Origin of the sequence: Streptomyces tendae (assembly GCF_014650435.1) — a bacterium.
Taxonomy (GTDB): domain Bacteria; phylum Actinomycetota; class Actinomycetes; order Streptomycetales; family Streptomycetaceae; genus Streptomyces; species Streptomyces tendae.
On sequence record NZ_BMUY01000019.1, the window covers coordinates 55,311 to 76,290 of the forward strand.

Here is a 20,980-nt window from a genome sequence, read left to right on the forward strand (position 1 = left end):
GGCCCCGCCGATCTTCCCCCGTCGGCGGGGCCGAGTGGTTCCCGGGCGCGGTGTCGGCGGGAAGTCGGTGGCGCCGGCCGGCTGTCGGTGGGATGTCGGTGCTTTGTCGGTGCCCCCTGCCATCGTCTGGGGCATGAAGCGAATCGACGACATCCCCCGGGCCGCGGACAGCGCGGTCACCGTGCGGGGGCTGGTCAAGCACTACGGCGAGACCAAGGCGCTGGACGGCGTCGACCTGGACGTGCGCGAGGGCACCGTGATGGGCGTGCTCGGTCCGAACGGCGCCGGCAAGACCACCCTCGTACGCATCCTGTCCACCCTCATCACCCCCGACTCCGGCCAGGCGCACGTCGTCGGGTACGACGTCGTACGGCAGCCGCGGCAGCTGCGCCGCGTCATAGGGCTGACCGGGCAGTACGCCTCCGTGGACGAGAAGCTCCCCGGCTGGGAGAACCTCTACATGATCGGCCGGCTGCTCGACCTGCCCCGCCGGGACGCGCGCACCCGCGCCGACGAGCTGCTGGAACGCTTCTCGCTCACCGAGGCGGGCAAGCGGCCCGCGGCCACCTACTCCGGCGGCATGCGGCGCCGGCTCGACCTGGCCGCCTCCATGATCGGGCACCCGGCCGTCCTGTTCCTGGACGAGCCCACCACCGGCCTCGACCCGCGCACCCGCAACGAGGTGTGGGACGAGGTCAAGCGCATGGTCGGCGACGGTGTGACCGTGCTGCTCACCACCCAGTACATGGAGGAGGCCGAGCAGCTCGCCTCCGAGCTGACCGTCGTGGACCGCGGCAAGGTGATCGCGAACGGCGGCATCGAGGAGCTGAAGGCCAAGGTCGGCGGCCGCACCCTGCGGGTCCGCCCGGCCGACCCGCTGCAGCTGCGCCCGCTCGCCGCCTACCTGGACGAGCTGGGCATCACCGGGCTCGCCAGTTCCACCGTGGACGCCGAGCGCGGTGCCGTGCTGGTGCCGATCCTCAGCGACGAGCAGCTGACGGCCGTGGTCGGCGCGGTCACCGCGCGCGGTATCACCGTCTCCGCCGTCACCACCGAACTCCCCAGCCTGGACGAGGTCTTCCTGTCCCTCACCGGCCACCGCGCCAGTGCCCCGCAGGACCCGGCCCCGGCCACCGACGACACCCGTCAGGAGGTCGCCGTATGAGCGCCACCACCACTCCAGCCACTCCAGCCGCCACCGCCGCCCCTGCCGCGCTCGCTCCCGACGCGCGGATCTCGCTGCGGGCGCACGTGCGGCACACCGGCGCCCTGGTCCGCCGCAACCTGCTGTGGATCCGGCAGGACCCGGAGTCGATGTTCGACGCCCTGCTGATGCCGATCGTCTTCACCCTGCTGTTCGTGTACGTCTTCGGCGGGTCGATCGGCCAGGCCCTGGGCGGCGGGCAGGACGGCTATGTGCAGTACGTGATCCCCGGCATGATCGCGATGATGAGCATGACCCTGTCCCAGGGCGTGGGCACCGGCTTCAGCCAGGACTTCAACTCCGGTGTCATGGACCGCTTCCGGTCGCTGCCGATCGGGCGCGGCTCGGTGCTCTTCGCGAAGATCGCGGTCGAGATGGCCCGGATGCTGTTCGCCACCACGGTGCTGATGATCGTCGCCGTCCTGGTCGGCTTCGACATCGACCACTGGGCCGGACTGTTCGCGGCGGTGGGCCTGTCCGCGGTGTTCGCCTCCTCGATCATGTGGGTGTTCCTCACCCTGGGCGTGGTCCTGAAGAACGCGCAGTCCGTGCAGGCGATGGGCTTCATGGTGCTGTTCCCGCTGCAGTTCGGCTCCTCGATCTTCGCGCCGACGCAGTCGATGCCGGGCTGGCTGCAGTCCTTCACCGACTACAACCCGCTGTCCACGCTCGCCGACGCGGCGCGCGGGCTGATGGTGGGCGGCCCGGTCGCGCACGACCTGTGGATCACGCTCGGCTGGTCGGCGGCGATCACCGCGGTGATGGCGCCGATCGCCGTCCACAAGTTCCGTACGAAGACCTGAACCGCGCACGTGCGGCACGCGTCAGACGAGGGCGACGGCCTCCTGCGGGGAGAGCCGGGCGCCCTCGGCGTACGCGGCGTCGTACGCCTCGCCGCCGAGCGCCTCGCGGACCCGCTCGACGGCCCTGCCGCGCGCGTCGCGCTCCATGCCCGTCGACACGTGCCCCGGCGGCAGCATCGCCTCGGCGGCGCCCAGGCACCGGGCGCCGTCCGCGGCCCGCTCTCCGCCGTCCAGGCGGGCCAGGGCCATCGCGCCGATGGTCAGGTACGCCGAGCGCATGTGCGGGGCGATGGCCGCGGACAGCGGGTCCTCGGCCCGCTCCAGCGACTTGCGGATCCGGGTCAGGCAATCCTCGTGCCGGTCCTCCAGCGTGGCGAGCCACGCCTCGGCGGCGAGGATGAAGGCGTCGAAGACGACGAAGTGGGCGATGGAGAACTCCTCGCGCAGCAGCCGCAGTTGCTCGCTCGCTTCGGCGGTGCGGCCGGTCATGCCCAGGTGTCCGGCGAGGAACAGCCTGGCGGCGGGCATCGCGCCGTTGTGGCCCGTCCCCGCCGTACGGTCGAGCACCTCGCGCAGGACGCGCTCGCCCCGCTCCGTGTCGCCCGCCTCCAGGAGCACGCGGCCCAGGCGGGCGTCGAGGATGTCCACCTGGGCGTGGGCGCCGAGCCGCTTGGCGTGCTGCGCGGCGGCCCGGTAGTCGGCGGCGGCCAGCCGGTACTCGCCGACGCGTTCGCGGGCCTCGGCCCGCCCGGAGAGCGCCTCGGCCATGCCCCAGGCGTCGCCGAGCCGGTCGTAGATCTCCAGCGACTCGTCGGCGTCGCGGACCGCGTCACCCGCCCAGTCGGTGCGGTTGGCGAGCATCTGGGCGCGCATCTGCAGGCCGCCGGCCAGCTCCCACTCGTAGCCGGGGGTCTCCCGGCAGGTGCGCAGGGTGGCGTCCATGATCTCGCGCAGCCGGTCCATGTCACCGGTGAGCATCACGGAGTAGAACCAGAGCAGGCCGGGGCTGGAGCAGGTCTGCGGCATCCCCGGCTCGTAGGTGCCCGCGATGATGCGCAGCTTGCGCTGGGCCGCCGGGTTCTGCCACGCGTCCAGCTCCGTGTCCATGCAGGCCAGATGGGCCAGGTGCACGCCGCGCCGGGCCTCGGCGAGGACCTCGCCGGTCATCGGGGGCGGGGCGGACGTGCACCGCTCCCACACCGGCCGGGCGGGGGTGCCCGGTTCGGCGAAGGGGTCCGGGCCCAGTGCCATCACCTCGACGAACCAGTTCCGGGCCTCCACCCGCAGGTCGCGCATCTGCCAGTACCAGACCAGCGACAGCGCCAGGCACAGCGCCTCCTGCTCGTCGCGCTCGGCGACGGCGTGGCGCAGGGCGGTGCGCAGGTTCTCGTACTCGCGCTCCAGCCGCTCGATGGCGGCGAGCTGCCGCGGACCGCGCAGCAACGGGTCGGTGGTGCGGGCGAGTTCGCGGTAGTACGTCAGGTGGGCGCGGGCCGCGGCGGCGCGGCCGCCGGTCTCGTCGAGGCGCTCGCCCGCGTACTCGGCGACGGTCTCCAGGAGCCGGTAGCGCATGCCGTCGCCGGACAGGCGGTCCGTCACCGGCGCGGCCACGACGAGGGACTTGTCGACGAGGGAGCCGAGGGCGTCCAGCGCGGCGGGCCCGCACACGGCCTCGGCGGCGGCGAGGTCGCAGCCGCCCGCGAAGACGGACAGCCGCCCCAGCACCTCGCGTTCGTCGGCGTCGAGCAGGTCCCAGGACCAGTCGACGACCGCGCGCAGCGTCTGCTGGCGGGGCAGGACGGTGCGGCTGCCGGAGGTGAGCAGACGGAAGCGGTCGTCGAGCCGGTCGGCGATCTGGCGCGGGGTGAGCATCCGCAGCCGGGCGGCGGCCAGTTCGATGGCCAGCGGCAGGCCGTCGAGGCGGCGGCAGATCTCGGCGCAGGCGGCGGCGGTCTCCTCGTCGGCGTCGACGCGGAAGCCGGGGCGGGCGGCTGCTCCCCGGTCGGCGAGCAGCCGCAGCGCGGCGGGCTCGGACAGCGGCTCCACGGGGCGCAGCGACTCGCCCCGTACGCCGAGGGGTTCGCGGCTGGTGGCGAGGACGGTCAGGTGCGGGCAGCGGGCGAGGAGTTCCTCCGTGAGGCGGGCGGCGGCGTCGACGACGTGCTCGCAGTTGTCGAGGACGATCAGCATGCGGCGCCGGCCGCAGTGCTCGACGAGCCGCTCGACGGCGGTGTCCTGCCCCTCGGAGGCGGTGACGGCCCGCATCTCCTCGGCACCGGCGCGGTAGAGCACGGTCTCGCGGGCGCCGACGGCGGTCAGGACGGCCTCCGGTACGTCGGCGGGGTCGTCGACGGGGGCCAGCTCGGCCAGCCACACCCCGTCCCGCGCCGTGTCCCCGGCCCCCTCGGCGGCCTCCTGCGACAGCCGGGTCTTCCCGGCGCCGCCGGGCCCGAGCAGGGTGACCAGCCGAGTGGTCGCCAGATCGGCACGCAGCGCCTCCACGTCGCCGTCCCGCCCGACGAAGGAGGTGAGCCGGGCACGCAGGTTGCCGCGGGGGCGGAAGCCCTCCGGGACGGGTGCGGCGGCGGACCCGGGCGACACGGCGGCGGATTCCGGCGGCACGGGCGCACCGGGCGCGGAGGTCGCACCGGGCACGGGGGACGTGGTCGGCTGCGGTCCGGTGGCGGACGTGCCCGCCGGGTGGGAGGCGGGCGCCGGGCCGGACGCAGGTCCGGTACTGGAGGCGGGCGCCAGGCCGGAGGCGGGTCCGGTACTGGAGGCGGGCGCCAGGCCGGAGGCGGGTCCGGTACTGGAGACAGGTCCCGTACCCGACGCAGGTCCCGCGCCGTGCATCGGCCCGGCGGGGGCCCCCGGTGCCGTCTCGGATGCTGCCCACCTGCCCGGGGCAGGACCCGTGCCGTGGGCAGGCGCGGCGGCGGGCCCCGCGGCAGGACCGGACGCCGGGCCCGTGCCGGACGGCCGGCCGGGGGCGGGTGCCGGGGCGGGCGAAGGGCTCAGCAGCTCCGCGTGGAGTGCTCGCAGCTCACGCCCCGGGTCGGCGCCCAGGCGGTCGGCGAGGACGCGGCGTACGGACTCGTAGGCGGCCAGTGCCTCGGCGGTGCGGCCGGTGTCGCGCAGGGCGCGCAGCCGCAGCGCCTGGAGGGGCTCGTCCAGGGGGTGGCCGTCGCACAGGGCGGTCAGCTCGGGCAGGGCGTGCTCGGCCTGCCCGAGGTCCAGGGCGGCGGTGTGGCGGGCGCGCAGGGCTTCGAAGTGCCGGGTCTCCCAGCGGGCCGCCTCGGCGGTGCGGTCGGGCAGGTCGGCGAGGACGGGCCCGCGCCACAGCGCGAGCGCGTCGTCGAGCACGACGGCGGCCTTGGCCGGGTCGCCGTCGGCGAGGGCGCGGGCGCCCTCACCCGCGAGCCGGTCGAAGCGGTGCAGGTCGACGTCGTCGGGCGCGGCGGCGAGCCGGTAACCGCCGTCGGCCGAGGCGACCGAGTCCGCGCCCAGCGCCCGGCGCAGCCGCCCGACCAGCGCCTGCAGGGCGCCCGGCGCGTCGGCGGGCGGGTCTCCGTCCCAGACCTCCTCCACCAGCAGTCCCGTGGGGACGGCGCGGCCCGCCCGGAGGGCGAGCACGGTCAGCAGGGCACGCAGCCGCGCCCCGCCGAGCGGGACGGCCGTGCCGTCGGGACGGAGTACCTGTGTGGTGCCGAGGATGCGATAGCGCACGGGCCCATTGTCCCCGCTGCCGTCGGAGCCGGTCACGGGGTTTTGGCCGCACGGCGTGGCCGGGCCCGCACCGCCCCGCTCCCGGCGTCCCGGAACCGTCCGCCCCGGCCCGGAACCGTCCGCCCCGCGCGAGACGTTCTCCCCGTGCGCCCGGTACGGTCGGGCAGTCCCGCACCCCGCGGGTGCCCGTCACGCGTGCCCGACAGTCAGGGAGTTCCATGTCCACCGCCACCGCCCGTCCCAGCGACCGGAGGATCAGTCCCGTCTTCCTCGGGATCGTCGCCGTCGCCGCGGTCACGGGCTGGGCCACCTGGACCGGCTTCGCCGAGCAGCCGGGGCTCGCCGTGTTCCTGTTCGTCACGGCCGCGTGGGTCGTCTCGCTGTGCCTGCACGAGTACGCGCACGCCCGCACCGCGCTGCACAGCGGCGACATCTCGGTCGGCGCGAAGGGCTACCTCACGCTGAACCCGGTGAAGTACACGCACGCCCTGCTCAGCATCGTCCTGCCCGTCCTCTTCGTGATCATGGGCGGGATCGGGCTGCCCGGCGGTGCCGTCTTCATCGAGCGCGGGCGGATCAGGGGGCGGTGGCGGCACAGTCTGATCTCGGCGGCGGGCCCGCTGACGAACGTGCTGTTCGCCGTCGTGTGCACGGCGCCGTTCTGGCTGGACGCGCTGGACGGCGTGCCGCGCGACTTCCGGCTCGCGCTGGCCTTCCTCGCACTGCTCCAGGTCACGGCCGCGATCCTGAACTTCCTGGCGGTGCCGGGCCTGGACGGCTACGGCGTGATCGAGCCCTGGCTGTCGTACAACGTGCGACGGCAGGTGGAGCCGCTCGCGCCGTTCGGGCTGCTGATCGTGTTCGCGCTGCTGTGGATCCCGGCGCTCAACGGCGTGTTCTTCGACGCGATCGACGCGCTGCTGCGGGGCCTGGGGATCGGCGAGGTCGACACGTACTGCGGCTTCGAGCTGTACCGCTTCTGGCAGACCGACCCGCTGTGCACGCCGGGCGGATGAGGCCGCTCGGCCGGTGCCGGACTCAGCCGGTGACGGACGTGGACGAGGCGGCGCGGCGGGCGTCCCGGCCGCGCTTGGCGTAGTACCAGCACATGTTCGACGACAGCCCCGACAGCAGCACCCACACGACGCCGATCACGACGCTGCCCTGCACGAAGGAGACGACGGCGGCGGCCACGGCGAGTACGCAGACGACCAGGGCGTAGAGGGCGAGGCGGGGCATGGGAACGGCTCCTGTCGGGGGGACACTGGTACCGACCAGTGTCCCCCATCGCCTCATACGTCCGTGACGCGGAGCCCGGCGTGCGCCTTGTAGCGCCGGTTGACGGAGATCAGGTTGGCGACCAGCGACTCGACCTGGTGGGCGTTGCGCAGGCGTCCGGCGAAGACGCCGCGCATGCCGGGGATGCGCCCGGCGAGGGCCTGCACGATCTCCACGTCGGCGCGCTCCTCGCCGAGGACCATCACGTCGGTGTCGATCTCGTCGATCTCCGGGTCCTGGAGGAGGACCGCCGAGAGGTGGTGGAAGGCGGCGGCGACCCGACTGTCCGGCAGCAGGGCGGCGGCCTGTTCGGCGGCGCTGCCCTCCTCGGGCTTGAGCGCGTAGGCGCCCTTCTTGTCGAAGCCGAGCGGGTTGACGCAGTCGACGACGAGCTTGCCGGACAGTTCACCGCGCAGGGATTCGAGGGTCTTGCCGTGGCCGTCCCACGGTACGGCGACGATCACGACGTCGCTGCGGCGCGCGGTCTCGGCGTTGTCGGCACCCTCGACGCCGTGCCCGATCTCCTCGGCGGCGGCCTCGGCGCGCTCGGCGGCGCGGGAGCCGACGATCACCTTCTGGCCGGCCTTGGCGAGGCGGTACGCGAGGCCCTTGCCCTGCGGGCCGGTGCCGCCGAGCACGCCGACGACCAGCCCGGAGACGTCGGGCAGGTCCCAGGGGTCCTTGGCCGGTGCCTTGGCGGGGGCCTTGTGTGCAGCACTGTCGGTAGAGGTCATGGGCCGACCCTACGTCTGTGACGACCGGCCCGGCGGTACGGGTCCGGCCCGGCGGAGAGCGGTCCCCGGGGCGGGTGAATCCGGGGCGAACGCCGGACCGGGCGGAGGGGGTTGCGGCAGGATGCGACCGCATGGACGCCGTACGGGTCGCGCTGCTGCGGGAAGTGCTCGCCGGGACCGAGTGGCTGGGGGCCACCCGGCGGTTCGCGGGGGCGCTGCGGGGCTCGGTGGTCCCGCACGGGGGCGGTCTGCTGCTGGTGGGCACCCCCGGGTTCGAGCCCTGGCACCTGGCGGCGCACCTGGTGGACGAGGCCGCCTGGTCGGGGACGCCGGAGCTGGCACCGACGCTGGTCCGGCACGGGGCGCGGCCCTCGGACCCGGCCCACCTCGCGGTCGGCCTCGGGCGGCTGGCTGCGGCCCGGCGCGGCGAGACGCTGCTGGTGGTCACGCCCGACGACCCCGGCGCCCCGCTTCTGGAGCGGGTACACGACGCCCGCCGGGCCGGTGCGACGGTGCTGGCGCTGGGCACCGACCGCGAGCCCGGTGAGCGGGAGCTGACGGCGATGGCGCACGAGACGCTGACCGTCCCGGACGGCGCCGAGCTGGACCTGGACACGGTGCAGCACCTGGTCAGCGCCTCGGCCGGGGAGAACGCGGTGCCGCCGCCCCGGGGCCGCCGCCGCTTCCGCGACCGCCTCTCGCGCCTCGCCGACCACCTGACGGCCCCACCACCGTCGGGCTGGTGACGGGCCTGCCGGAAAACCGGTTGCCCGTGCTCCGGCGGGCGCCGGACGATGGGCCCTCGTGACCGACACCTCCCCCGCCGACGCGCCCGCCGACAGACCCGCCGACGCGCCCGCTGACAGACCCGCGGACGTGCCCGTCGGTGCGCCCACCGGACTGCGGGCGCTGCTGCCCGACCTCGCGCCCTGGCGGGCCTCCCGGGACTTCCGGCGGCTGTGGATCTCGGGACTGATCACGAACTTCGGGAGCTTCCTGACGTTCGTCGCGCTGCCGGTGCAGATCAAGGAGCTGACCGGCTCGGCGGCGGCGGTCGGCGCGATCGGTGCCGTGGAGCTGGTGCCGCTGGTGGTCTTCGGGCTGTACGGCGGTGCGCTGGCCGACGCCTGGGACAAGCGGCGGCTGATCCTGTGGACGGAGGCCGGTCAGGGCGTGGCGTGCGCGGCACTGCTGGTCAACGCGCTGATGCCGAGCCCCGCCGTCTGGCCGCTGTATGTGATCGCCGCGTTCACCTCGGCGCTCGGCGCGGTCCAGCGCCCGGCCCTGGACTCGCTGATCCCGCGGATCGTGGCCCACGAGCACCTGCCGGCCGCCGCCTCGCTGAACGCGCTGCGATGGCAGGTCGGCGGGATCGCCGGACCGGCGCTGGCGGGCGTGGTGGTGGCGTACGCGGGTCTCGGCTGGGCGTACGCGGTCGACCTGGTCACCTTCGCCGCCTCGGTGGCCCTGGTGGTGGGGCTCGCCTCCTCGCCCGCCTCGCACGAGGCGCGCAGGCCGTCGTGGGCGGCGATCGCCGAGGGCGCCCGGTACGCGTGGAGCCGCAAGGAGCTGCTGGGCACCTACGCGGTCGACGTCGCGGCGATGCTCCTGGCGATGCCGCTCGCCGTACTGCCGTTCCTCGCCGACGAGTTGGACGCCGAGTGGTCGCTCGGCCTGATGTACGCGGCGATCCCGGCGGGCTCGCTGCTGGTGAGCGTGAGCAGCGGCTGGACGTCGCGGGTGCACCGGCACGGGCGGATGGTGGTGCTCGCGGCGGCCGGCTGGGGCGTGGCGATCGCCGCGGCGGGCTTCGCCGGGAACGTGTGGCTGGTGCTGCTGTGCTTCGTCCTCGCCGGGGCCTGCGACATGGTCAGCGGCGTCTTCCGCAGCGCGATGTGGAACCAGACCATCCCGGACGAACTGCGCGGCCGGCTCGCCGGGATCGAGCTGCTGTCGTACTCGGTGGGCCCGCAGCTCGGCCAGGTCCGGGCGGGCGGCACGGCCGCGCTCGCCGGGGTGCGGGCGTCGGTGTGGTCGGGCGGGCTGCTGTGCGCGGGCGCGGTGGGGCTGCTGGCGCTGTGCCTGCCGACGATGATGACGTACGACGCGCGGACGAACGAGCACGCGGTGCGGCTGCGCGAGAAACGCGCAGCCGACGCCGCGGGCGGGTGACCGGCCCGCGCGTGACCGACCGGCTCCGCCCGTGCTCAGTCGTCCCGGTCGCCGTCGGCGCTCCCCGTCGAGGAGGCGTCGTGCCACCTGGGGTCGTTCTCCCACTCGAGGTTGCGTTCGCGGGCGGTCTGCATCGCGTGCTCGGCCTCGGTGCGGGAGGCGTACGGCCCGAAGCGGTCCCTGCCCGGGCAGTCCGGGCCCTCCTCGACCTTCTGGTGTTCCAGGCAGTAGTACCACTCGCCCGGTTTGCCGACCGTGCGCTTCTTGAACAGGGCCATGGGCAGCTCCTCTCGCCACCGACATGTTCCCCCACGGCCGCTGGTTAGACTCGCCGCATGTCTGGCCAGTCGCTGCTCGTACCAGGGGAGCTCTCCCCCACCCGTTCCGTGCCCGGAAACATCCGCCGACCCGAGTACGTCGGCAAACCCGCGCCCACGCCGTACACCGGGCCGGAGGTGCAGACGCCCGAGACCATCGAGGCGATGCGCGTGGCCGGGCGGATCGCGGCGCGGGCGATGGAGGAGGCCGCGAAGCACATCGCGCCCGGCGTGACGACGGACGAGCTGGACCGGGTGGCGCACGAATACATGTGCGACCACGGCGCCTACCCCTCGACCCTCGGCTACCGGGGCTTCCCGAAGTCCCTGTGCAGCTCGGTCAACGAGGTGATCTGCCACGGCATCCCCGACTCCACGGTGCTGCGCGACGGCGACATCGTGAACCTCGACGTGACGGCGTACATCGGCGGGGTGCACGGCGACAACAACGCGACCTACCTGGTCGGCGACGTGGACGAGGAGAGCCGGCTGCTGGTCGAGCGGACCCGGGAGTCGCTGGCCCGCGCGATCAAGGCGGTCAAGCCGGGCCGGCAGATCAACATCATCGGCCGGGTCATCGAGTCGTACGCCAAGCGGTTCGGGTACGGGGTGGTGCGGGACTTCACCGGCCACGGGATCAACTCGTCGTTCCACTCGGGGCTCATCGTCCCGCACTACGACAGCCCGCACGCGACGACCGTGATCCAGCCCGGGATGACCTTCACGATCGAGCCGATGCTGACGCTCGGGACCCACGAGTACGACATGTGGGACGACGGCTGGACGGTCGTGACGAAGGACCGCAGGCGGACCGCGCAGTTCGAGCACACCCTGGTGGTGACGGACTCGGGCGCGGAGATCCTCACCCTGCCCTGACCTCGCACGCTCTGGACGGCCCGCTCTCCTCGGAGGGCGGGCCGTTTCGCGTCCCGGCGGGTACGCTTTTTACCGACAGGCCGTCGGCAAGCCTATTGACTTAGGTAAGCCTAACCATAGAAAATCACGCCATGGACTCCTTCTCGACCCTCATCCGCACGGCGTCCCACGAGCAGCACGTGGAGGCGGAGACCTCCACCTTCATGAGCGACCTGCTCGGGGGCCGGCTCGGCGTGGACGCGTACGCGCGCTACACCGAGCAGCTGTGGTTCGTCTACGAAGCCCTGGAGGCCGGCGCGGGACGGCTGGCGGCCGACCCGGTGGCGGGGCCGTTCGTCCGGCCGGAGCTGCTTCGGCTGGCCTCCCTGGAGCGGGACCTGGCGCACCTGCGCGGCGCCGACTGGCGCGCGGGGCTGACCGCCCTGCCCGCCACCGAGGCGTACGCGACCCGGGTGCGCGAGTGCGCCGAACAGTGGCCGGCGGGGTACGTCGCCCACCACTACACGCGCTACCTGGGCGACCTGTCGGGCGGCCAGATCATCCGGGACAAGGCCGAGCGGACGTGGGGCTTCGCCAGGAAGGGCGACGGGGTCCGCTTCTACGTCTTCGAGGAGATCTCCAACCCGGCCGCCTTCAAGCGGGAGTACCGCGAACTGCTGGACGGCATCCGCGCGGACGACCTGGACAAGCAGCGGGTGGTCGCCGAGTGCAAGCGCGCCTTCGCGCTGAACACGGCGGTGTTCCGGGCGCTGGGCGAGGAGTTCCCGCTGTCCGCCTGAGTCACCGCTCCAGGCGTACCCGCCCGCCGATCTCGACCCAGCCCTCGGGCTGCGGTGCGGTGAGGATCTGGGAGCCGACGCCCTGGGTGATGTTGAGGGCGCGGCCGAGGCGTCCGGTCAGCAGCAGCGCCGCCGCGCCCGTCGCCTCGTCCTCGTCGATGCCGTCGTCGCGGCCGGGGAAGGCGCGGGCGCGCACCCGCCCCGCCGCCTCGTCCTCCCACGCCCAGGCGTAGATCCACTCCCCCTTCGGGGGCACCGCGAGGTCGTCGACCTCGGCGACGGTGGCGTACTGGCGCAGGGTGCGCGGCGGGGCCCACTCGGGCCGGGCCTCGATCCAGCTGAACTCCCCGTCCAGCCGAGCGCCCACCACCCCGGCCGGTGTGACGAGTTCGGGCACGTCGAGGAGCCAGGCGGTGCCGACGCAGGGGTGGCCGGCGAAGGGCAGGCGCAGGGTGGGCGTGTAGATGTCGACGACGCCGCGCTCGGGGTCGTCGACGAACACGGTCTCGCTGAAGCCGAGTTTGGCGGCCAGTTCCTGCCGCCGCTCGGGCTCGGGCAGTACGGATCCGTCCCGGACGACGCCCAGTTCGTTGCCGTAGCCGCCGTTCGGCGCGCAGAAGACCCGCAGTACGTCGTAGTCGGTCACCGGGGCATTCAAGCATCGTCCGCGGGCGGCCAGAGCGGGGTGGGGGCCTCGTCGTGGGGGAGGGTGGCGAGCGCGTCCGCGTACCCGCGTTCCAGGGCGGCGCGTCGGCGTTCGGTCCCCGGTCCGGCGGGGTGCTCCGACAGCCGGGTCATGCGCTCCGCGTGGCCCTCGGCGACCGCGTCGGCGGTCCGCCGCCACTCCGCCTCGTCCGGCAGCCGGGCGAGCACCACGCAGGGCGGTTCGGTGCCCTCCGCCAGCGCCGCCACGGCCCGGTCGTGCCCGTCCAGGATCAGCCAGCCGTCGAGGAAGGACACCCACCACAGCAGGACCGGGGCGACGGTGCCGTCCCGGGCGTGCTTGCGGTACGCCTTCACGCGCGGCGCGTCGGGGGGCGAGAGCGGGCGCAGGGGCAGGACGCCGTGCCAGCCGCCACCGCAGAGCAGTTCGAGGATGGCGTCGGGCCAGTCCCGTACGAAGTCCTCGGTCCAGATGCCCGGAGCGAACGACGCGCGTGCGGTGAGCGACCAGCGTCCGTCGTGCAGCGGCCCGTGGGGAGTGTCCTCCAACCACCGGGCGCAGCGGTGGCGCCAGTCGGCGTCCGGTGTGCGCATCGACGCGGCGCGCAGGGGCGACAGCGGGGAACGGTGGCCGGGCAGCCGGCGCAGGTGCAGCTCGCGGCAGCAGCCGTCGCCGTGCCACCGGGCCCGGGTGAGGGGGCGGTCGCCCTGGTGGAGCGTGGGCGGGCCGCCGTCCCGGGCCCGGACGAAGCGCAGCGGTGGCGGGCCGGGGCGGCCCCGGACGTCCAGGACCAGGGGTCCCCCGGTCGCTTCCCGCACCGCCCGTTCCATACGGCCAGTATCGGGTCCCGGCCGCCCCGGCCCGCAAGGAATTACTCGGCGGACTGCCCCTGGTTCCGCCGCCTGCGCGTCGCGTACACCGCGCCCGCGCCGACCACGACCGCGACGCCGGCCGCCGCGCCCAGCGCCGGGCCGGGTATGTCCGAGCCGGTGGAGGCGAGGCTGCCGCCGCCGATGGAGCCGCCGGTGGTCGTCCCGGTGCCGCCGACGGTCGATCCGGTGCCTCCGGCGGTGCCCGTGCCCCCGCCGGTGGAGCCGCCCGCCGTGCCGGCGCCGCCGCCCGTGCCGCCGGACGTGTCCGAGCCGCCGCCGTCCGGCAGTTGGGCGTCGTCGCTGAGCGCCACCGACAGGTCGACGGTGTCGAGCGCGGTGCCCGCCTGGTAGAAGTCGCCGAACGCCTTGGCGCCGGCCGCGGTGAGGGTGGCGGCGACATCGTCGACGGTGATGACGTCCTGCGCGGCCTTCAGGTCGCCGGACTTCGCCTCGAGGTCGGCCAGGACCACGCCCTTGGTCTGCGTGCCGAGGCTGTTCACGTCGGCGCTGAGCGTGCCGGTGCCGCCGTCGAGGGTGGCCTTGAGGTTGCTCAGGGTCAGGTCGAGGCCGTAGGTGCCGCCCGACTCGTGGCCCTTGAAGTTGACGGCGCCCTTGAAGGTGGCGGTCAGCTTGTCGGCGTCGGTGTCGTAGGTGCCGGTGGCGTCCTTGAAGGTGAACGCGCCGTTTCCGGCGGCCTGGACGGCGCCGCCGGAGACGGTGACCCGGCCCTTGGCGATGGTGCCGACGACGTAGGCGCGGAAGGACTCCTTCACGCCCCAGCCGAGGGTGCCGTCGGCGACGGCGCCCTTGGCGGGGGCGGCGCTCGCGGGGGCCGAGGGCGAGGCGCTCGTGCTCGCCGCGGGGCTCGGGCCCTGGCCGGCCGGCGTGGTCTGCGGGTCGGTGGGTTCCGGGTCGGTCGGCTCCGGGTCGGTCGGGCCGGTGGTCGGCTCCTTGGAGGGCTCCCCGGTGGTGGGCTGCCCGGTGGGCTCGGTCGTGGGACCGGTGGTGGGTTCCGTGGTCGGCGGCGTCTTCTTGACCACCGTCAGCGGGTCTCCGGCCGCGCCCGCGTAGCTCGCGCTGCCGAGGTACTCGCCCGCCTCGGTGGTGAGGGTGGTCGCCATGTCGGTCATCGCGCGGGTCACGGCGACCTTGGCGAGCGGCACGTCGTCGCCCTTCTTGGTGGGCGTCGCGCCGGAGGTGTCGACCGTGGTCACGTCGGCGGTGATCTCACCGGCGCCGCTGTCGAAGCGCACGTCGGTGAGCGTGACCTCGAACTGGTGCGCGGCGGAGGCGCTCACCAGCTTGCCCTGGAAGGCGAGGCCGACGGTGTGCGCCGTGGTGTCGTAGGTGCCGGTGCCGTCGGTGAAGGCGAAGGCGCCGTTGCCCGCGGCCTGACTGGCACCCTCGGAGGCGGTGAAGCTGCCGAACATGCCGACGTACGTCCGGTAGGACTGCTTGATGCCCCAGGTCAACTCGTAGTCGGCGAGCGGGGCTTCGGCCGCCGAGGCGCTGGTGGCTCCGCCCAGCGTGGCGAGGGCGGCGGCGCCGAGGGCGGCGGCCGTGGCCACGGCGGCGGCGAGTGCGGTGGAGCGGCGTCGTCTGACGGGCATGGCTCGGTTCTCCTTGGGTGTCGGGGGTGTTCAGCCCTGCTCCGGGTCCGCCGGGGAATCGGCGGACGCGGCGGGCCGGGCGCGGCGCCTGCGCAGGGCGACGGCCACGAGGGCCGCGGCCGCCAGCAGCAGGGCGCCGGCCGCGAGGGAGACGGGAAGTGCGGGGAAATCGCCGTCGTCGGTGGTGCTCGCGACGGGTGCGGCGGAGGTGTCGGCGCCGGTCTTCTCGGGCCGCGGGCTCGCACTGGGGGCGGGCTCGCTGCCGAGGTCGGGCAGGGCGGGCAGTTCCGCGTCGGCGGTGAGGGCGACGGCGAGGGACACGGGGTCCATCGCGGTGCCGGCCTGGTACATGCCGCCGAATGCCTTCGCGCCGCGGGCGGTGAGCTCGGCCGGGGCCTCGGTGACCTTCACCAGACCGCCGGCCGGCTTCGGTTCGCCCGCGGTGAAGGTGACCAGGGGCACCTTCTTCTCCTTGACGTCCGGGCTCGTCACATCGGCGTACAGCGTGCCCTTGCCGTCCTCCACGACCGCCCGCACGTTGCCGAGGCTCAGGTCGAGGCCGTGGGCGCCGGTGAAGCGCACGGTGCCCTCGAAGTCGGCGGTGAGCTCGCCGTCCTCGTACGTCCCCCGGCCGCCGGGGAAGCGGAAGAGCGCGCCGCCGTCCTGGGCGCCCGCGGTGAGGGCCCACTCGCCGTCGGCGATGTCGCCGGTGACGTACTCGCGGAAGGTGCGGCGCACCCCCCAGTCGACGGCGCCGTCCTGGATGGCGCCGCCGGACGTCTTCGCGGGCTTGGGCGACTCGGCGGACGCGGAGGGGGTGGCGGACGGCTGCTTCTCCTGCCCCGGCGCGGACGCCTGGACGTCGGCGGACAGGCTCACCGGGTCGAGCGCGGTGCCCGCGGTGTAGTACCCGGCGAAGGAGCGGGCGCCCTCGGCGGTGAGGGTGGCGGGGATGTTGTTCAGGGCGACGGTACCGCCGCCGCCCCGCATGTCGATGCCGCCGAGGGAGAGAGAGGCGAAGGGCACCTGACGGGACGTCGTGACCGCCCCGGTGTCCTTCGCCCTGCTGACGACGTCCACGTGGAGCGTTCCCGTGGAGCCGGAGATGCTCACGGTGGGACGGCTGAGGGTGAGGTCGAGTTGGTGGGAACCGGCGCTCGTGCGATGGCCGAGGAAGTGGACACCGCCGGTGAAGGCGGCGCGGAAGGCGCCGGTGGCGGCGTCGTAGCTGCCGGTCGCCGAGTGGAAGCGGAAGGCGCTGCCGCCGACGGTCGCCGCCCCCTGGGTCAGCGAGTAACTGCCCTTGGCGATGGGCCCGGTGACGTAGCTCTGGAACGAGGACTTGATGCCCCAGTCGAGCCGTCCGCCCTGCACGGTCCGGCTCTCGGCGTGGGCGGCGGTCACGGACAGCAGGGCGCCGAGAACGGCCGCGCACACCACGGTGACCAGGGCGCGAAGGCGGGCGGGCATGCGAAGTCCTCCGGATCGGGGGGCCGGTAGCGAACAAAGGTAAGGCTAACCTAAGCTCTAGTCGACCCCGTGCCGGCCGCCCGTCCGCGGCCCGAGGAGAGGAACGGACCACCGTGCGACGCTTGCGCAACCGACTGGCGGGAGCACTGCTGTCCGTGCTCGCCCTGTCCCTGACCGCGACCGGATGCGGAGGCTCCTCCGAGGCCGCGCCCGGCGGCGGGGACTCGACGTCCTCCCCCGCCGGGGCGTCCGTCGCCAACCGCGTCGAGCCGCTCACCCGGAAACCCGAGCCCCGGCTCCCGGTCACCGTCCCGTCCGCCGACGGCGAGCGGGTGACAGTGCGGGCGGCCGAGCGGATCGTCCCCCTCTCCGGCAGCCTCAGCGAGATCGTCTTCACCCTCGGGCTCGGCGACCGGGTCGTCGCCCGGGACGTCACCGCCACCTTCGAACAGGCGGCGAAGCTCCCGGTGGTGACCCGGGGCCACGACGTCTCCGCCGAGAGCGTGCTGTCGCTGAGGCCCGACCTGGTGCTCGCCGAGACCACCTCGGGCCCCGAGGAGGCGGTGGACCAGATCCGCGCCGCCGGGGTCCCGGTGCTCTTCGTCGAGGCGGCCAAGGGGCTGGACGACGTGGGCCCGCGCATCGAGGCGGTCGCCGACGCGCTCGGCGTACCGGTGGCCGGGAAGGAGCTGACCCGGCGCTCGGAGCAGCGGATCGAGGCCGTACGGGGGGACGTTCCGCACGGGGAGGAGCCGCGGGTCGCCTTCCTCTACCTGCGCGGCTCGGCCTCCGTCTACCTCATCGGCGGCAAGGACTCCGGCGCCGGTTCGCTGATCGAGGCGGCCGGGGCGGTGGACGCCGGGGCCGCCTCCGGCCTCGACAAGGACTTCACCGCCATCACCAGCGAGGCCCTGGTCAAGGCCGCGCCGGACGCGATCCTCGTGATGAGCAAGGGGCTCGAATCGGTCGGCGGCGTGGACGGGCTGGTGAAGATCCCCGGTGTCGCCCAGACCCCGGCCGGGATGGACCGCCGGATCGTCTCCGTCGAGGACGGCGTACTGCTCAACTACGGCCCGCGCACCGACCAGGTGCTGAAGTCGGTCGTGGCGCAGCTCTACGGCGAGGACGGCGCCAAGTGACCGTACTGGACAAGCCGGTCCGCCCCCAGGCGCCCTCGGACCCGGCCGCGCCCCGCGTCCGGCGCGGCACCGCCTGGCTGCTGACCGCCGCCCTCACCGCCGGCCTGCTGGTCCTCGTCCCGGTCGCGGCCGGCACCGGCGCCTACCCGATCCCGGTCGGCGACGTGCTCGGCTCGCTGCTGCACCGGACGGGGCTCGGCGGCACGGAACTGGACCGGGTGGCCGAGTCGGTGCTGTGGAACGTGCGGTTCCCCAGGATCGTGCTGGCCCTGCTGGTCGGCGCCTCGCTCGGGTGCGCGGGGGCGCTGATGCAGGGCGTGTTCGGCAACCCGCTCGCGGAGCCGGGCGTCATCGGCGTCTCCTCCGGCGCGGCGGTCGGCGCGGTCGCCGCCATCGCGTTCGGCCTGAACTTCCTCGGCACCTGGACGGTGTCCGTCTTCGCCTTCGTCTCCGGTCTGGTCACCGTCCTGGTCGTCTACGCGATGTCCCGCTCGGGCGGCCGTACGGAGGTCGTGACCCTGATCCTCACGGGCATCGCGGTGAACGCCTTCGCGGGCGCGCTGATCGGTCTGTTCCTGTTCTTCGCGGACACGGCGGCGGTCAACCAGATCACCTTCTGGCAGCTGGGCTCGCTCGCCCAGGCGACCTGGCCGAAGGTGCTGGCGGTCCTGCCGTGCGCGGCGCTCGGCCTCGGGCTCGCCCCGCTCTACGCCCGTCGCCTCGACCTCCTCGCCCTCGGCGAACGCCCGGCCCGGCACCTGGGGGTGGACGTGGAGCGGCTGCGGATCGTCCTGGTCCTGGTGATCGCCCTGCTGACGGCGGCGGCGGTGAGCGTGGCCGGTGTCATCGGCTTCGTCGGGCTCGTCGTCCCGCACCTGCTGCGGATGGTGGCCGGGCCGGGCCACCGGTTCCTGGTCCCGGGCAGCGCGCTGCTCGGCGCGCTGGTCCTGCTCGCCGCAGACCTGGCCGCCCGCACGGTCGCGGAGCCGGCCGAACTGCCGCTCGGGGTGCTGACGGCGCTGCTGGGCAGTCCGTTCTTCTTCTGGCTGCTGCGCCGCACCCGGCGCAGGCAGGGAGGCTGGGCATGAGAAGTGTGAAGCTGCCGCGGCTGGTGCCGTCCCGTCCGGTGCCGCCGCCCCCGGCCGCACCGGGTGACGTCCTCGCCGCGGCCGAGGGACTGCGCGTGGACCTGGGCGGCCGGCCGGTCCTCGACGGGGTGGACGTGGAGGTCCGCGCCGGCGAGGTGCTTGCCCTGGTCGGCCCCAACGGCGCGGGCAAGTCGACCCTGTTGGGCGCGCTGGCCGCCGACGTCCCGGCCGCCGAGGGCGTCGTACACGTGCACAGCCGCCCGGTGTCGGACTGGTCGGCGCCCGAACTCGCGCTGCGCCGCGCGGTGCTGCCCCAGTCGGCGTCGCTGTCCTTCCCGTTCGCGGTGGAGGAGGTCGTGCGGATGGGCCGGGCGCCCTGGGCGGGCGGCGACCGGGAGGACGAGGACGAGGCGGCCGTGGCCGAGGCGATGGCCCGCACGGAGGTGACCGGCTTCGCCGACCGTCCGTTCTCCGCGCTCAGCGGCGGCGAACGGGCCCGCGTGGCCCTCGCCCGCGTCCTCGCCCAGCGCGCTCCCCTCCTGCTGCTGGACGAGCCGACCGCGGCGCTGGACCTGAGGCACCAGGAACTCGTGCTGCGGCTGTGCCGGGAGCGGGCGCGGGCCGGGGACGCGGTGGTCGTCGTCCTGCACGACCTCGCGCTGGCGGCGGCGTACGCGGACCGGGTGGCGCTCCTGCGCTCCGGCCGGATCGCGGCCGGGGGCCCGCCCTCGGAGGTGTTCGCCGCGGGGCTGCTGTCCGAGGTCTACGACCAGCCGGTGGAGGTGTTCCCGCACCCGCGCACGGGCGCCCTCCTGGTCGTCCCGCGCCGCGAGTCCTGACGCCCGCCGCGGCGACCGTCCCGGCGACCGCCACCCCCGACGAGGCAGTCTTTGACGCACCTTTGACCTTCCCATGAGCACTTCATTGAGCCACCGTGACCGGCCCGTGCTCATACACCGTCCATGAGATTCGGATCACCGTATGGGCGGGTTTTGCTTAGGAAATCCTTAGGTATGTTAGGCCAGCCTCACCTTCCCTGTGAGGCCCGTCACGCGCACTTTCGGCCATCCCTTGGAGCCCGCATGCGAGCCGCCAGACTCTCCCTCGTCACCGCCGTAGCCACCGCCGCGGCCCTGGCCGCCGTCACGGGGTGCACGGAGAAGAGCGGCGCCGAGGACGGCGAGCACGTCATCTCGGTCACGGCGACGGACGACAAGTGCGAGGTGTCGAAGGCCGAGTTCCCGGCCGGTCACGTCGAACTCGCCGTCGAGAACAAGGGCTCCAAGGTCACCGAGGTCTACCTCCTCTTCCCCGACGACCGGGTGGTCACCGAGCGGGAGAACATCGGCCCCGGCACCAAGCAGCGGGTCACCGCCGAGGTGAAGGCGGGCGACTACCGGATCGCCTGCAAGCCCGGCATGAAGGGCAAGGGCATCCGCCAGGACGTGAAGGCCACCGGCGGCAAGGCAGCCGCGCGCGACCCGCGCCTCGACCAGGCCGTGGCCGCCTACCGCCAGTACGTGCAGCAGCAGGCCGACGAGACCCTGCCGAAGGCCGAGGCGTTCGCGAAGGCCGTCAAGGCCGGCGATCTGGCGGCCGCGAAGAAGGCGTACGCCCCCTCCCGCATCGGCTGGGAGCGCACCGAGCCGGTCGCGGAGTCCTTCGGCGACATCGACCCGAAGGTCGACGTCCGCGAGGACGGCCTGGAGGACGGCCAGGACCCGGCGACCGACTGGACCGGCTGGCACCGCCTGGAGAAGGCGCTGTGGCAGGACGGGAAGATCGGCGACCGCGAGAAGGAGCTGGCCGCGACCCTGGTCACCGACCTGAAGGACTGGCAGAACCGGGTCGGCAAGGCCGAGATCACCCCCACTTCCATGGCCAACGGCGCCAAGGAACTCCTCGACGAGGTCGCCACCGGCAAGGTCACCGGCGAGGAGGAGCGCTACTCGCACACCGACCTGGTCGACTTCAAGGCCAACGTGGAGGGCGCGCAGCAGTCGTACGCGCTCCTGAAGCCGGTCGCGAAGGAGAACGACGCGGCGCTGACGACGGAGCTGGACCGCCAGTTCGCGGCGCTGGACAAGCTGCTCGACCAGTACCGCCCGAGCGCCTCCTCCTACGAGTTCACCTCCTACGACAAGGTCGGCAAGGCGGACCGCAAGGAGCTGTCGGACGCGGTCAACGCGCTCGCGGAGCCGCTGTCCAAGCTCGCCGCGGCCGTGGTCACCAAGTAGGCGTGGGAGGC

Annotated in this window: 19 protein-coding genes; 11 read left to right on the forward strand and 8 right to left on the reverse strand. The window is 74.1% G+C overall.

Going from position 1 to position 20,980, the window contains the following annotated elements; translation table 11 throughout:
* Window positions 1–133: 133 nt before the first annotated feature.
* Together IE258_RS35690 and IE258_RS35695 are read left to right on the forward strand one after the other, a co-directional pair.
* On the forward strand, window positions 134–1,165 hold the full coding sequence (locus IE258_RS35690) for an ATP-binding cassette domain-containing protein (RefSeq protein WP_189750003.1): 1,032 nt from the start codon (window positions 134–136) through the stop codon (window positions 1,163–1,165).
* Window positions 1,162–2,007, forward strand: a complete 846-nt coding sequence (locus IE258_RS35695; protein ID WP_189750004.1) for an ABC transporter permease — start codon at window positions 1,162–1,164, stop codon at window positions 2,005–2,007. The genes IE258_RS35690 and IE258_RS35695 overlap by 4 nt, the downstream gene beginning before the upstream one ends.
* Before the next feature lie 21 nt (window positions 2,008–2,028).
* On the opposite strand, the gene IE258_RS35700 is transcribed toward IE258_RS35695, so the two are convergent.
* A complete protein-coding gene (locus IE258_RS35700; RefSeq protein WP_229892635.1) occupies window positions 2,029–5,733 on the reverse strand; it encodes an AfsR/SARP family transcriptional regulator in 3,705 nt (1,234 codons plus the stop codon).
* Between the two features lie 218 nt (window positions 5,734–5,951).
* Here IE258_RS35700 and IE258_RS35705 point away from each other — a divergent pair, with 218 nt between their 5' ends.
* Entirely contained in the window at window positions 5,952–6,749 is a 798-nt protein-coding gene (locus tag IE258_RS35705; protein ID WP_189750006.1) for a site-2 protease family protein, read from the forward strand.
* Between the two features lie 22 nt (window positions 6,750–6,771).
* Here IE258_RS35705 and IE258_RS35710 read toward each other — a convergent pair whose 3' ends face one another.
* Both IE258_RS35710 and npdG read right to left on the reverse strand, forming a co-directional pair.
* Window positions 6,772–6,972 carry a hypothetical protein gene (locus IE258_RS35710; protein ID WP_016326075.1) on the reverse strand — a complete coding sequence of 67 codons (201 nt, stop codon included), beginning with the start codon at window positions 6,970–6,972 and terminating at the stop codon, window positions 6,772–6,774.
* 53 nt (window positions 6,973–7,025) lie between these two features.
* Entirely contained in the window at window positions 7,026–7,745 is a 720-nt protein-coding gene (gene npdG / locus IE258_RS35715; protein WP_159329156.1) for an NADPH-dependent F420 reductase, read from the reverse strand.
* Window positions 7,746–7,876: 131 nt separating this feature from the next.
* On the opposite strand from npdG, the gene IE258_RS35720 reads away from it, so the two are divergent.
* Together IE258_RS35720 and IE258_RS35725 are read left to right on the forward strand one after the other, a co-directional pair.
* Window positions 7,877–8,491, forward strand: a complete 615-nt coding sequence (locus IE258_RS35720) for a hypothetical protein (RefSeq protein ID WP_161379796.1) — start codon at window positions 7,877–7,879, stop codon at window positions 8,489–8,491.
* Window positions 8,492–8,621: 130 nt separating this feature from the next.
* Entirely contained in the window at window positions 8,622–9,917 is a 1,296-nt protein-coding gene (locus IE258_RS35725; protein WP_189750085.1) for an MFS transporter, read from the forward strand.
* A gap of 35 nt (window positions 9,918–9,952) precedes the next feature.
* Here the strand turns inward: IE258_RS35725 and IE258_RS35730 are convergent, their stop codons facing one another.
* Window positions 9,953–10,195: a hypothetical protein gene (locus IE258_RS35730; RefSeq protein ID WP_189750007.1), complete on the reverse strand. Its 243-nt coding sequence runs from the start codon at window positions 10,193–10,195 to the stop codon at window positions 9,953–9,955.
* 57 nt (window positions 10,196–10,252) lie between these two features.
* Between IE258_RS35730 and map the strand changes: the two genes are divergently transcribed.
* Window positions 10,253–11,110 carry a type I methionyl aminopeptidase gene (gene map, locus IE258_RS35735; RefSeq protein ID WP_189750008.1) on the forward strand — a complete coding sequence of 286 codons (858 nt, stop codon included), beginning with the start codon at window positions 10,253–10,255 and terminating at the stop codon, window positions 11,108–11,110.
* A 131-nt stretch (window positions 11,111–11,241) separates the two neighbouring features.
* A complete protein-coding gene (locus IE258_RS35740) occupies window positions 11,242–11,889 on the forward strand; it encodes a biliverdin-producing heme oxygenase (protein WP_189750009.1) in 648 nt (215 codons plus the stop codon).
* A 1-nt stretch (window position 11,890) separates the two neighbouring features.
* Here IE258_RS35740 and IE258_RS35745 read toward each other — a convergent pair whose 3' ends face one another.
* Genes IE258_RS35745 through IE258_RS35760 form a run of 4 tightly spaced genes read right to left on the reverse strand, consistent with a single transcriptional unit; the run spans window position 11,891 to window position 16,505 of the window.
* The gene (locus tag IE258_RS35745; RefSeq protein WP_189750010.1) at window positions 11,891–12,535 is read right to left on the reverse strand and encodes a PhzF family phenazine biosynthesis protein; all 645 of its coding nucleotides are present in this window, start codon (window positions 12,533–12,535) and stop codon (window positions 11,891–11,893) included.
* 8 nt (window positions 12,536–12,543) lie between these two features.
* On the reverse strand, window positions 12,544–13,383 hold the full coding sequence (locus tag IE258_RS35750; RefSeq protein ID WP_189750011.1) for a hypothetical protein: 840 nt from the start codon (window positions 13,381–13,383) through the stop codon (window positions 12,544–12,546).
* A 41-nt stretch (window positions 13,384–13,424) separates the two neighbouring features.
* Window positions 13,425–15,035, reverse strand: a complete 1,611-nt coding sequence (locus IE258_RS35755) for an HtaA domain-containing protein (protein WP_189750012.1) — start codon at window positions 15,033–15,035, stop codon at window positions 13,425–13,427.
* 30 nt (window positions 15,036–15,065) lie between these two features.
* Entirely contained in the window at window positions 15,066–16,505 is a 1,440-nt protein-coding gene (locus tag IE258_RS35760) for an HtaA domain-containing protein (RefSeq protein WP_189750013.1), read from the reverse strand.
* Window positions 16,506–16,618: 113 nt separating this feature from the next.
* Between IE258_RS35760 and IE258_RS35765 the strand changes: the two genes are divergently transcribed.
* From IE258_RS35765 to efeO, 4 genes are all read left to right on the forward strand, one after another.
* On the forward strand, window positions 16,619–17,644 hold the full coding sequence (locus IE258_RS35765) for a heme/hemin ABC transporter substrate-binding protein (protein ID WP_189750014.1): 1,026 nt from the start codon (window positions 16,619–16,621) through the stop codon (window positions 17,642–17,644).
* The gene (locus IE258_RS35770; protein WP_189750015.1) at window positions 17,641–18,732 is read left to right on the forward strand and encodes a FecCD family ABC transporter permease; all 1,092 of its coding nucleotides are present in this window, start codon (window positions 17,641–17,643) and stop codon (window positions 18,730–18,732) included. The genes IE258_RS35765 and IE258_RS35770 overlap by 4 nt, the downstream gene beginning before the upstream one ends.
* Entirely contained in the window at window positions 18,729–19,571 is an 843-nt protein-coding gene (locus IE258_RS35775; RefSeq protein ID WP_189750016.1) for a heme ABC transporter ATP-binding protein, read from the forward strand. Before IE258_RS35770 ends, IE258_RS35775 begins: the two co-directional genes overlap by 4 nt.
* 243 nt (window positions 19,572–19,814) lie before the next feature.
* Window positions 19,815–20,969 (forward strand): iron uptake system protein EfeO, encoded by a 1,155-nt coding sequence (efeO, locus tag IE258_RS35780; RefSeq protein ID WP_189750017.1) that lies wholly within the window; start codon window positions 19,815–19,817, stop codon window positions 20,967–20,969.
* Window positions 20,970–20,980: the final 11 nt, after the last annotated feature.

Excerpts from the sequence above, each read along its gene's own strand:
- IE258_RS35690 (WP_189750003.1), top strand. The coding sequence starts at position 134 with ATGAAGCGAATCGACGACATCCCCCGGGCCGCGGACAGCGCGGTCACC.
- IE258_RS35695 (WP_189750004.1), top strand. The coding sequence starts at position 1,162 with ATGAGCGCCACCACCACTCCAGCCACTCCAGCCGCCACCGCCGCCCCT.
- IE258_RS35705 (WP_189750006.1), top strand. The coding sequence starts at position 5,952 with ATGTCCACCGCCACCGCCCGTCCCAGCGACCGGAGGATCAGTCCCGTC.
- IE258_RS35710 (WP_016326075.1), bottom strand. The coding sequence starts at position 6,972 with ATGCCCCGCCTCGCCCTCTACGCCCTGGTCGTCTGCGTACTCGCCGTG.
- npdG (WP_159329156.1), bottom strand. The coding sequence starts at position 7,745 with ATGACCTCTACCGACAGTGCTGCACACAAGGCCCCCGCCAAGGCACCG.
- IE258_RS35720 (WP_161379796.1), top strand. The coding sequence starts at position 7,877 with ATGGACGCCGTACGGGTCGCGCTGCTGCGGGAAGTGCTCGCCGGGACC.
- IE258_RS35730 (WP_189750007.1), bottom strand. The coding sequence starts at position 10,195 with ATGGCCCTGTTCAAGAAGCGCACGGTCGGCAAACCGGGCGAGTGGTAC.
- map (WP_189750008.1), top strand. The coding sequence starts at position 10,253 with ATGTCTGGCCAGTCGCTGCTCGTACCAGGGGAGCTCTCCCCCACCCGT.
- IE258_RS35740 (WP_189750009.1), top strand. The coding sequence starts at position 11,242 with ATGGACTCCTTCTCGACCCTCATCCGCACGGCGTCCCACGAGCAGCAC.
- IE258_RS35750 (WP_189750011.1), bottom strand. The coding sequence starts at position 13,383 with ATGGAACGGGCGGTGCGGGAAGCGACCGGGGGACCCCTGGTCCTGGAC.
- IE258_RS35755 (WP_189750012.1), bottom strand. The coding sequence starts at position 15,035 with ATGCCCGTCAGACGACGCCGCTCCACCGCACTCGCCGCCGCCGTGGCC.
- IE258_RS35760 (WP_189750013.1), bottom strand. The coding sequence starts at position 16,505 with ATGCCCGCCCGCCTTCGCGCCCTGGTCACCGTGGTGTGCGCGGCCGTT.
- IE258_RS35775 (WP_189750016.1), top strand. The coding sequence starts at position 18,729 with ATGAGAAGTGTGAAGCTGCCGCGGCTGGTGCCGTCCCGTCCGGTGCCG.
- efeO (WP_189750017.1), top strand. The coding sequence starts at position 19,815 with ATGCGAGCCGCCAGACTCTCCCTCGTCACCGCCGTAGCCACCGCCGCG.